At 70.1% G+C, this 9,845-nt stretch carries 11 protein-coding genes; 5 read left to right on the forward strand and 6 right to left on the reverse strand.

The genetic code is table 11. The features are described 5' to 3' along the window. From VIB11_RS08795 to VIB11_RS08820, 6 genes are all read right to left on the reverse strand, one after another. Positions 1–358 (reverse strand): acylglycerol kinase family protein (locus VIB11_RS08795; RefSeq protein WP_332030369.1); only part of this gene is annotated, 358 nt, incomplete at its 3' end. 199 nt (positions 359–557) lie between these two features. Further along, complete coding sequence (locus tag VIB11_RS08800) at positions 558–986, reverse strand: DUF1003 domain-containing protein (RefSeq protein WP_332030371.1); 429 nt, start codon at positions 984–986, stop codon at positions 558–560. A 104-nt stretch (positions 987–1,090) separates the two neighbouring features. Further along, positions 1,091–1,537 (reverse strand): hypothetical protein, encoded by a 447-nt coding sequence (locus VIB11_RS08805; protein ID WP_332030374.1) that lies wholly within the window; start codon positions 1,535–1,537, stop codon positions 1,091–1,093. Positions 1,538–1,646: 109 nt separating this feature from the next. Further along, positions 1,647–2,477 (reverse strand): poly(3-hydroxyalkanoate) depolymerase, encoded by an 831-nt coding sequence (phaZ, locus tag VIB11_RS08810; RefSeq protein WP_332030376.1) that lies wholly within the window; start codon positions 2,475–2,477, stop codon positions 1,647–1,649. Beyond that, the gene (locus tag VIB11_RS08815) at positions 2,474–4,162 is read right to left on the reverse strand and encodes a PHA/PHB synthase family protein (protein ID WP_332030378.1); all 1,689 of its coding nucleotides are present in this window, start codon (positions 4,160–4,162) and stop codon (positions 2,474–2,476) included. The genes phaZ and VIB11_RS08815 overlap by 4 nt, the downstream gene beginning before the upstream one ends. A 177-nt stretch (positions 4,163–4,339) precedes the next feature. Next, positions 4,340–5,002 (reverse strand): TetR/AcrR family transcriptional regulator, encoded by a 663-nt coding sequence (locus VIB11_RS08820; protein WP_332030380.1) that lies wholly within the window; start codon positions 5,000–5,002, stop codon positions 4,340–4,342. A 146-nt stretch (positions 5,003–5,148) separates the two neighbouring features. Here VIB11_RS08820 and VIB11_RS08825 point away from each other — a divergent pair, with 146 nt between their 5' ends. From VIB11_RS08825 to VIB11_RS08845, 5 genes are all read left to right on the forward strand, one after another. Beyond that, entirely contained in the window at positions 5,149–6,282 is a 1,134-nt protein-coding gene (locus tag VIB11_RS08825) for a VOC family protein (RefSeq protein ID WP_332030381.1), read from the forward strand. Then, entirely contained in the window at positions 6,279–7,217 is a 939-nt protein-coding gene (locus VIB11_RS08830) for a fumarylacetoacetate hydrolase family protein (protein ID WP_332030383.1), read from the forward strand. The genes VIB11_RS08825 and VIB11_RS08830 overlap by 4 nt, the downstream gene beginning before the upstream one ends. Beyond that, positions 7,217–9,100 carry an acyl-CoA synthetase gene (locus tag VIB11_RS08835; RefSeq protein ID WP_332030385.1) on the forward strand — a complete coding sequence of 628 codons (1,884 nt, stop codon included), beginning with the start codon at positions 7,217–7,219 and terminating at the stop codon, positions 9,098–9,100. Before VIB11_RS08830 ends, VIB11_RS08835 begins: the two co-directional genes overlap by 1 nt. After that, on the forward strand, positions 9,097–9,450 hold the full coding sequence (locus tag VIB11_RS08840) for a DoxX family protein (RefSeq protein WP_332030387.1): 354 nt from the start codon (positions 9,097–9,099) through the stop codon (positions 9,448–9,450). Before VIB11_RS08835 ends, VIB11_RS08840 begins: the two co-directional genes overlap by 4 nt. Then, on the forward strand, positions 9,447–9,845 hold a 399-nt coding region (locus VIB11_RS08845; RefSeq protein WP_332030389.1), incomplete at its 3' end, for an FAD-dependent monooxygenase. The genes VIB11_RS08840 and VIB11_RS08845, both read left to right, overlap by 4 nt.

A 9,845-nucleotide genomic window follows, 5' to 3' on the forward strand; every position in this document is an offset into this window, starting at 1 on the left:
CGTTCACCTCGCCCACGTCGATCAGGCGCTCCACCCCATGGGTGAACGCGTCAAGAGCCCCAGCCACGTCCTGGCGGTCCACACCGAGGTCGAGCGCGAAATGGTTGCGTGTGCCGCAGGGGACGCAGACGAAGGGCAGCCCATGCGCCGCCGCGACTGCTGCCACGACCGCGAGCGACCCGTCGCCGCCCGCTACCCCGAGCGAATCTGCGCCATCGGCCACGACCTCGAGGACGCGTGTCCCCAGGTCGTCGCCGGGACGGAGGGTCACTGCTTCCACACCGTGCTCGCGGGCCCGCTCGACGATCTTGGTGCGGGACGCCGCGCCGTCACCTGACCGGGGGTTGACGAACAGCACAGGCCGTCGAGGAGGCTCGACCGGGCGCCAGCCACGGCTCATCGGAGCCGAGTGCCGAGGTGCTGGATCGGGCGGCCGGTTCATGTCGCTGCTCCCCGCGTCACCACTTCCTGTCGTGCCGTGGCGAGCCTACGCCTGGGGACGCCGCGGATTCCGGCCGGAGCCGTCATCGGGCTCTCCCGCGTCGCCACGTCCACTCTCACCGATCTGGGGGAGGACCTGTCGGCGTGACGGAAGCGCGCGCCGCATGGATCTCCTTGGTGAGATCGAGGATCTCGTTGGACAGGCGGAGCAGCCTCTCGTTCTGTTGCTCCTCCTCCTGGACTGTCCGCCAAGCCTCGTCCGCGATCACCTGGCGCCTCTCGTCGGCACGGTTCTGGCTGATCATGACGAATGTCGACAGGAAGATGGCCTCCAACGACACGATCATCGTCAGCAGTCCGAAGGGATAGTCCTCGACGCCGAAACCGATCCACAAGCCGAACCAGATGACATGGATGTACACGAACGTCATGGAACCGGCGAACCGCGTGATCTGGTCGGCAGCCCGGTTCTCCCGGCGCTGGTTGCGCTCACGGAGATGCCGCAGCAGCGCCGGGCTGGCCGGTTCCGGGTGGTGAGTTGTCACAGCTACTCCTTTGTCCCGTGCCCGGCGCGAGGCGTGTGAGACCGCGGCCCGCGGCGCGAGTGCCATCAGGCGGTGAGCTTTCCGACCGCCAGTCCGATGGGTGGCTACAGGGTGTCCGCGGCCTCGGCGAGCTTCACGGCGTAGGCGCGGGCGTGGATGGCGTCGAGGATGGCCAGCTGCGCGTTCTCGACCGCCCAGTCGGCGAAGTCGAGGGCTTCGGCCGCGTCAGCCTCGGCCCAGTCCGCATCGTTCGCGGCGACCTTGGCGTCCACCTGACGGGTCCGCTTGTCGATGTTCGCCTTCACGTCGCTCATCTTGGCCGCGGCGTCAGCCTTCAGCTGCGCCCACTTCGCCCGAGCATCGTCGGCGGCCTCTGAGACCTCCTGCCGTGCGTCCTGGACCGACTGGTCCAGGTCCGCCTGAGCCTGGTCGATCCGCTCCTTGAGCTGGGCATCGGACTCGGATGCGGCCGTCTGCACTGCTGACGTGACCTTCGCGACCCGCTGCTGCAGGGCCTCCAGCCGCCGGTAGAAGTCTGTGTGCTGCGTCATGTGTTACCACCTTCGTCGGGTTCAGACCCCATGGGGTCCTCTTGTACTGTCCCTGCATTATTGACGATATCGTCAGTAATGCGGGGAGGTCAAGGGTTCGGATGCGTCGTCAGCTGCGGCGCGGGGCGTTCTCACCGTCGGGAGAGATCAGGAAGCGCGAGACGATCGGGCCCAGCTCGTCGGCGGAGGTGAGCAGCCCGAGGTGGCCGTCGTCGAAGACGTGCAACGTGGCGTGCGGCAGCAGTGCGCGCAGGATCCGCGCGTTCACCAGAGGGATGACCGGGTCGTCATTCCCCGCGAGGACCAAGGTCGGCTGGCGGATGAGCGGCAGGGCCGGGAGGCTCGACCAGCCGACACCGGCGAGGAGCTGGAGGAAGTAGCCGGCGCTGGGCCCGAGGCGCTCCTGTTCGTACAGCACGTGCCGTGCCTCGTCGGGCCGGCGACGCATCTGGCCGCCGTAGAGCGCCGGTGCGATGGCCTTGGCGTACGCCGGGTCGCGGTAACGCCGGGGGGTGAGCATCCTGCGGAGAACGCTGAGGCGGGCCGGCACCATCAACATCCCGGTGCCGGTGCTCACCAGCACCAGCCGTCGGCAGCGACGCGGGTACTGGAACGCCAGCTGCTGGGCCAGGCCGCCGCCCCAGGAGATGCCGAGCGCGTCGAAACGGTCGTAGCCGAGGCGGTCGACCAGCGCCGCGACGAGGCACGCCAGCAGTGCGAAGTTGTACGGCACCTTGGGAACGGGGGAGCCGCCCACGCCGGGCACGTCGAACGTGACCACCTCGATGCGTGGGTCGACCTCGTCGACGAACGGCTGCAGCAGGTCGAGGCTGGCCCCGATGCCGTTGCAGAGCACCAGGGGCGGACCGGGGGCGGTGCCCGGCCGGACGGCGACCCGGACCTCGTGACCGAGCACCCGGACCCGGAGGAACGTGGTCACCTGTCGAGGACGTAGGTGCCGGGGGCCTCCGCGAGCACGCTCAGGCGGCGCGACCCGAGCTCCTGGGGCGCCGGACGCTGCGCGCCGCATCGCTCGTCGAGCCACACGCCGAGGTCGGTCCACCAGGTGCCCTCGTGGATGTCGGAGCCCTTGAGCCAGCTCTTGGCGTCGGACGTCAGCTCGTCGTTGGCGTGGAAGGAGGCCTTGGGGTTGCCCGGCGGGTTCACCAGGGCGGCGATGTGACCACTGGTGGACACGACGAAACGGGTCGTACCGCCGAGGAGCCGGGCGCTCCGGTAGCAGCTCTCCCACGGGGTGAGGTGGTCGGCGATGCCAGCCACGACATAGGAGTCCACGGTGATCCTGCCCAGGTCGATCGGCACGCCGAGGACGGTGAGCCCTCCTGGCCGGGCCAGCGAGTTCTCCATCGCCAGGTCGACGAAGTCGGCGTGGAGTGCGGCGGTCATCCGGGTCGTGTCGGAGTTCCAGAACAAGATGTCGAAGGCCGGCGGTCGCCTGCCGAGCAGGTAGTTGTTGACCCAGTAGTTCCACACCAGGTCGCCGGGCCGGAGCCACGCGAACACCTCGGCGAGCTCCCGGCCGTCGAGGTACCCCTTGCGCGCCGACCTCGCCTTGGCCCGACGCGCCAGGCGGTCGTCGACGAGGGCGGACACCGTCCCGGCATCGTCGTTGTCGATGACCGTCACCGCCAGGCAGAGCGCGGCCAGCCGGTCCTGCCTGCCGACACCGGCGAGGTAGGCCGCGGCCATGCTCGCGAGGATGCCGCCGGAGCACACTCCGCCGAGCACCGTCCGCGCGCTGCCCGTGACCTCCTCGACGGCCTCCAGGGCGTCGAGGACGGCGCGAACGTAGGTGTCGAGGTTCCACGAGGCGTGCCGCGAGTCCGGGTTGCGCCAGGAGATGACGAACACCTGCCTGCCCTGCCGGACACCGAACTCCACGACGCTCCGCCCCGGGGCGAGGTCGAGCGCGTAGTACTTGTTGATCGTGGGCGGGACCACCAGCGTGGGGACCTCGTAGACCTCGTCGGTCTGAGGGGCGTACTGGATCAGTTCCATCACCTCGGTGCGGAGGATGACCGCGCCTGGCGTCGCCGCGACGTTCTCGCCCAGGACGAAGCCGCTGCTGTCGACCATCTCCGGCACGCGCGGAGCCGAGGCCAGGTCCTTCACCAGCTGCTTGCCCCCGCGCACCAGGCTCAGCCCTGCCGTGTCGATGACGGCCTTGGCAGAGGCCGGGTTGACCAGTGGGAGGTTGCTGGGAGCGGCCGCCTCGATGACGTTCTCGAGCAGGAAGCGGACGCGGTGACGGTCACGCGGGTCGAGGTCGGCGTCGGTCACCAGCTGTTCAGCCGTGTGGCCGCCCGCCAGGTAGAGCTGGACCAGCCGCTTCAGCAACGGGTTGTCGGTCCAGGCGACATCGGTGAACCGGCGGTCCCGGCGATGCGGCGCCACGGCGGAGCTGCCGGTCAGGATGCGCCCGGCCTCGGCGCCCAGCCCGCCCAGCCGCCGCGCGGTGACCTCTGGCTTGCGCGCGAGGGAGATGGCCCATTTCGCCGTCGACATGTCGGGGGCGAAGCGGCGCAGGGGGCTCAGGGCGTCGACCAGGAGCGCATCGAGGGGAGGGCCGCTCTCGGCGAGCCTGGGGGTGGTGATGGTGCTCATCGAAGGATCTCCTCATGGCCAGGGGTGGCGTCGTGTCGGGGCCAGGCCCCGGTGGGACCGGCCATTGAGTGAAGATTACTTCGATGTTGAGGAATTCGTCAGTATGACGAACGCGACAGTGCAGGACGACAGTGCAGGGAGCGAGTGGTTTCGCGCAGGTGCTGGCGGGTGGGGTCGTCAGGCGACTGAGCCGTCGCCTCGCAGCGCGTCGATGTCCGGCAGGGGCAGCGAGCAGATCCGCTGGGCCTGCCGTCGGGGGACGCCGAGCATGCGCAGCAGGTCTTCCGTCACCCGGTCGGTGGTCTCCTCGACGTCGCGCTCCGGCTGGTCGTGCAGGAGCTGACCGAGCGCGAGCAGGGCGCTGGCGGTCATGGTGACCGCGACGTCGAGGTCCTCGACGTCGAAGCGTCCGGCCTCCACGGCGGCCGCGATGTCACGGCGCGCGCGCGGCGCCAAGCCGGTGTCGGCGCTGAGCAGCCGGAGGACGTTGTTGAGGAGGACCCGGCTGAGCTCCGGCTCCCGGCGGTAGAGCCGCCCGGTGAGCCGAAAGCTGCAGGCGAACACCTCCGCGGGGTCCTCGATGTCGGCGGTCAGCTCGTCGAGCAGCTGGCCGTACCCGTCCATCACGGCCTCGACGGCAGCTTCGAACAGCTGCTCCTTGGAGTCGAAGTGGTTGTAGAAGGAGCCCATCCCCACGTCAGCGGCCTGGGTGATCTCCAGGATCGGCACGTTCATGCGGCCCTCGGCGATGAGCGTCTGGGCGGCCCGGATGAGAGCCGCCCGCGTCCTGGCCTTGCGGCGGTCCAGCCGGTTGGTCTGCTGCGTTGGTGTGTTGCTCATGGCCGTCCTCGGCGTCGTTGTCGCACGTTGGGTGCGGCCATCCTAGCGCTGGCCAGTCAGAAATGACGATTACCTCAGAAACACTTGACTGAGCCCATGCTCATGAGTGACGATTCCGTCAGAAAGGCATACCTGAGGAGCAGCAGATGACCAGTCACCACGGGACGCACAACGACCTGCACAGCGAACAGGGTGCGCTGCCTGCCGAGCATCCGGGCCGGGCGAGGAACCCGATCGTCAAGGTGCTCGACCTGGCCTGGCTCGAGTTCGTCAAGCCCGACCTGGCCGCCTCGGAGCGTTTCGCGCAGGCGTTCGGGTTCACCACCGTGAGCCGGACGGCGGACGAGCTGCAGCTGCGCGGGACCGACAGCGGCGCACCGTGCGTGATCGTGCGTCGCGGGCCTCGCTCGACGTACGTCGGCGCGGCCTTCCGCGCCACGGACTCCACCGACGTGCTGCGGCTCGCCGATGCCACCGGAGCGAGGGTCGAGCAGCTGCCCGAGAGCATCGGAGGGATCGCCGTGGGCCTGACCGATCCGAGCGGGGCGGTGGTCCGGGTTGTCGCCGGCACCCACGAGCTCGCAGCCCTGCCGGGCCAGACGACACAGGTCTTCAACTTCGGTCACGACGCGCGACGCGCGAACGCCCCGCAGCGCCCGCACCGTGAGCCCGCCCGGATCCAACGGCTGGGCCACGTCGTGCTGCAGACCACGAGGTACCTCGAGACGCTGAACTGGTACCTGGAGCACCTGGGTCTCATCGTCAGCGACTTCAAGTACTACGAGGGACAGCGTGAGCGCGGCCCGACCATGAGCTTCATCCGCTGTGACCGCGGCATGACTCCCACCGACCACCACACGCTGGCCATGATGCTCGGCCCCCGGAACCGGTACGTGCACTCGGCGTACCAGGTGGGAGACCTCGACGCGCTGGCCGCGGGTGGGGAGTACCTGCGTGATCGGGGCTTCCACCGCTCCTGGGGGATCGGTCGCCACATCGAGGGCAGCCAGATCTTCGACTACTGGCGCGACCCTGACGGGCTCCTCGTCGAGCACTTCGCGGACGGTGACCTGTTCGACTCCACCCTGGAGCCTGGCTGGTCGCCGATGACGGTGTCCGGGCTGGCCCAGTGGGGGCCGCCGGCAACCAAGGACTTCCTGGGCCTCACCCCGGGACGAGACGCGGTGCACGAGCTGGTGTCGATGGCTCGCTCGCTGCGCGAAGACAACGAGTTCGACCTGACCCGCCTCCGCGGCCTCCTGAAAGTGACGAGTTCATGAGCACCACGATTCTTCGTACGCCCGACGCCTGGTGGGTTCGTACCCCTGCCGGCGCCACCCGCATCGCCACCGACGCCACGACCACCGGCGGGCTGCTCGCCGAGCCCGAGATGATCGCGGCCGCCCGCGGCAGCACGGAGACCGTCGACCCGGCCACGCTCGACCTGGTCTCCCCGGTGACGGCACCCTGCCGGGTGGTGGCCCAGATGACCAACTTCACCAGTCACGTGAAGGACGCCGGCCTCAACCCGGACACCATCCCGCTGACGTTCTTCCGCAAGACATCGGGCTCGATCAGCGGCCCGTTCGACGACATCGTCCGCCCCGGTCACGTGCGTTGCCTGGACTACGAGGTCGAGATCGGTCTGGTGATCGGGCGTGAGCTGCCTGTGGGCACCCAGCTGACGGCGGACAACTGGACCTCGTTCGTCGCCGGACTGGTGGTGACGAACGACGTCTCGGCCCGAGACGTGCAGCTGCCGAAGACCCAGTTCTACGAGTCCAAGTCCTACCCCACCTTCACGCCGGTCGGGCCGGCGCTGGTCCTGCTCGACGGCGACGAGCTCGCGCGGTTCGGCGACCTGCGCCTGCGCCTCTGGGTCAACGGCGGGCTGCGCCAGGACTCGTCCGTCGACGACGACATGATCTACTCCCCGCTCGAGGCACTACAGGCGCTGAGCCGGTTCCAGCGGATGGAGGCCGGTGACCTGCTCCTCACCGGGACGCCGGAGGGCACCGCCCTGAGCGCACCGCCGAAGCCGGCCGAGCTCATCGCCGCGTTCCTGCCCCCCGCGCTGAAGTGGAAGATCTTCTTCAAGCGGCAGGCCCAGAACCCCGGGTACCTCAAGCACGGCGACGTCGTGGAGGTGGCCATCGGCACCGATGACGGTGCGATCGACCTCGGCCGGCAACGCACCGTCGTGAGGGCCGCCTGATGAGCCACCTGCTCTGGCCGACGTGCGACGGGCCGGACGACCTGCCCGCGATCGAGGCTCTGCCGCTGGCCGACCGTTGCCTGCCGGGCACGACGTACGAGCTCCTCGTCCGAGCCGCCGGCCTGTGGCCTGACCGCGTCGCCCTGTCCGTGCTCCCGGACGGCGAACGGTGGGACCAGCCGGTGGAGCGAACGTACGCCCGGTTGCTGACCGATGTGCATCGCTACGCCAACGCGCTCCACGCGTTGGGGGTGCGTCGAACGGACGGGGTCGCCCTCCTGGCTCCCAACTGCGACGAGCTCGTCACAGCAACCCTGGCCGCTGAGCTCGCCGGGACCGCGGCACCGATCAACAGCGGGCTGTCCGGGGAGCACATCGCCGAGCTCCTGCGCAGGTCCGGCGCCCGGGTCCTCGTGGCCGCCGGTCCCGATCTCGCACCGGAGGTGTGGGGGAGGGCACGGGAGCTCGCCGTCGAGGCCGGGCTGGAAGCCCTCCTCGCCCTGGGCCCGACGCGGGCAGGCCCGGCCGAGGCGGAGCTGCCCCCGATCGGCGGCGTGCGCGTCGGCCACCTGTCCGCCCTCGCGGCGGAGCAGCCGCACGAGATCTTCGTGGGTGACGCACCCTCGGCCACGGACCTCGCCGCGCTCTTCCACACAGGGGGCACGACGGGTATGCCGAAGCTCGCTGCGCACACCCACGCCAACGAGGTCAGCGACGCCTGGATGCTCGCGGTCAGCGGACTGCTGCGCGACGACGCGGTGGTGTTTGCGGCGCTGCCGCTCTTCCACGTCAACGCACTCCTCGTCACCGTCCTGGCCCCCCTGTTCAGGGGTCTCCGGGTCGTCTGGGCCGGCCCCCAGGGCTACCGCGACCAAGCGCTCTACCCGCACTTCTGGAAGCTCGTCGAGCGCTACAGGGTCACCACGATGAGCGCGGTGCCCACCGTGTACTCCGTCCTGGCCGGCTGCCCGATCGACGCCGACATCAGCAGCCTCCGCTTCGCCGTCGTGGGCGCCTCGCCGCTGCCGCAGGCGGTCCGGGACGGCTTTGAGTCCGCCACCGGCATCCGGCTGGTCGAGGGCTACGGTCTCACCGAGGCCACGTGCGCCAGCGCACTGAGCTTCCCCCACCATCCGCGTCCCGGGTCCGTCGGCCAGCGCCTGCCGTACCAGCAGGTGAAGGCCGTCGAGGTCACCGCCGACGGTGAGTGGGTCGACCTGCCGGCCGGCCAGGTCGGGGTGCTCGCCATCAGCGGTCCGACCGTGTTCCCCGGCTACGTCACGGGCCGGACCGCCGACAGGCCCGTGCTCGACGGACTGGGGAAGCTGCGGGACGGCTGGTTGGACACCGGAGACCTGGCCTGGGTCACCTCGGACGGCTTCATCCACCTCGTGGGCCGAGCCAAGGACCTGATCATCAGGGGGGGTCACAACATCGACCCTGCGGTCATCGAGAGCGCGCTCCTGGCACACCCGGCGGTCACCGCCGCGCAGGCGGTGGGTCGTCCGGACCTGCACGCCGGCGAGGTGCCGGTGGCGTTCGTCACGCTCACCCCCGGAGCCACCGCGACCCCCGAGGAGCTGCGGGGCTGGGCCAGCGACCACGTGCCCGAACAGGCGGCAGCCCCCAAGACCGTCACCGTGCTGGACGCACTCCCCACCACCCTGGTGGGCAAGCCGTTCAAACCCGCCTTGCGCGCCGAGGCCACCCGAGAGGTCGTCGCCGACGCGCTCCGCGACATCCCCTCGGTCACCGGGGTCCGAGGAGCCGTGGAGGACGGTGCGGTCGTCGTCGTCGTCGGTCTGGCCCTCGGCGCGGACGAGACCCCGGTCAGGACAGCACTCGACCGCTTCGCCATCGCCTGGAGATTGGAAACGTCATGACCACCACCTCGATTCTCGCCGGCCTGCTGGTCGTCGCCTTCGCGGTCCTCGGCTCCGCCAAGCTCGCCGCGGTCCCCGCCATGCGCGCACGAGCCGAACACGTCGGCTTCAGCGTCTCGGCGTACCGACGGATCGGGCTTCTCGAGGTCCTCGCCGTCGTCGGCCTGCTCGTCGGGGCGTTCGTCCCGGTGATCGGTGCCCTGGCCGGCGCGGGACTCCTCATGCTCCTCGGTGGAGCACTCGTCGCCCACCTGCGCAACGGTGACGGCATACGCGAGACCGCCCCTGCCGTCGTCCTGGGTCTTGTGACCCTGGGCTACCTGGTCCTCATGGTCGGAGACCTGCGGTGAACCGCTCCCAGCGCACGAGGACCGACCCGGTTCCCGTCGTCATCGTGGGGGCCGGCCCCGTCGGCCTCACCGCCGCCACACTGCTCGGGCAGTACGGCGTCGACTGCCTCGTCCTCGACCGCTGGGAGGGCGTCTACCCCCAGCCGCGGGCCGTCCACCTCGACGACGAGATCTACCGGGTCCTGGTGCGGCTCGGCATCGGCGACCGGTTCGCCGCGGTGTCACGGCCCACCCGTGGGCTGCAGCTGATGGACCGGAACCGCCAGGTGTTCGCGATGTTCGACCGGGCCGGCGACCGCGGCCGGCACGGGCACCCCAGGGCCAACATGTTCGACCAGCCGGAGCTCGAACACCTCCTGCGCAGCAACCTCGCGGACCAGGCCACGGTCAGCCTG

The organism is Pedococcus sp. (assembly GCF_036554925.1).
In the GTDB taxonomy this organism is placed as follows: domain Bacteria; phylum Actinomycetota; class Actinomycetes; order Actinomycetales; family Dermatophilaceae; genus Pedococcus_A.

What these genes read in the sequence shown, in the direction of transcription:
- VIB11_RS08820 (WP_332030380.1), bottom strand. Translation starts at nt 5,002, where the DNA reads ATGAGCAACACACCAACGCAGCAGACCAACCGGCTGGACCGCCGCAAG.
- VIB11_RS08840 (WP_332030387.1), top strand. Translation starts at nt 9,097, where the DNA reads ATGACCACCACCTCGATTCTCGCCGGCCTGCTGGTCGTCGCCTTCGCG.
- VIB11_RS08805 (WP_332030374.1), bottom strand. Translation starts at nt 1,537, where the DNA reads ATGACGCAGCACACAGACTTCTACCGGCGGCTGGAGGCCCTGCAGCAG.
- VIB11_RS08830 (WP_332030383.1), top strand. Translation starts at nt 6,279, where the DNA reads ATGAGCACCACGATTCTTCGTACGCCCGACGCCTGGTGGGTTCGTACC.
- VIB11_RS08825 (WP_332030381.1), top strand. Translation starts at nt 5,149, where the DNA reads ATGACCAGTCACCACGGGACGCACAACGACCTGCACAGCGAACAGGGT.
- VIB11_RS08835 (WP_332030385.1), top strand. Translation starts at nt 7,217, where the DNA reads ATGAGCCACCTGCTCTGGCCGACGTGCGACGGGCCGGACGACCTGCCC.
- VIB11_RS08815 (WP_332030378.1), bottom strand. Translation starts at nt 4,162, where the DNA reads ATGAGCACCATCACCACCCCCAGGCTCGCCGAGAGCGGCCCTCCCCTC.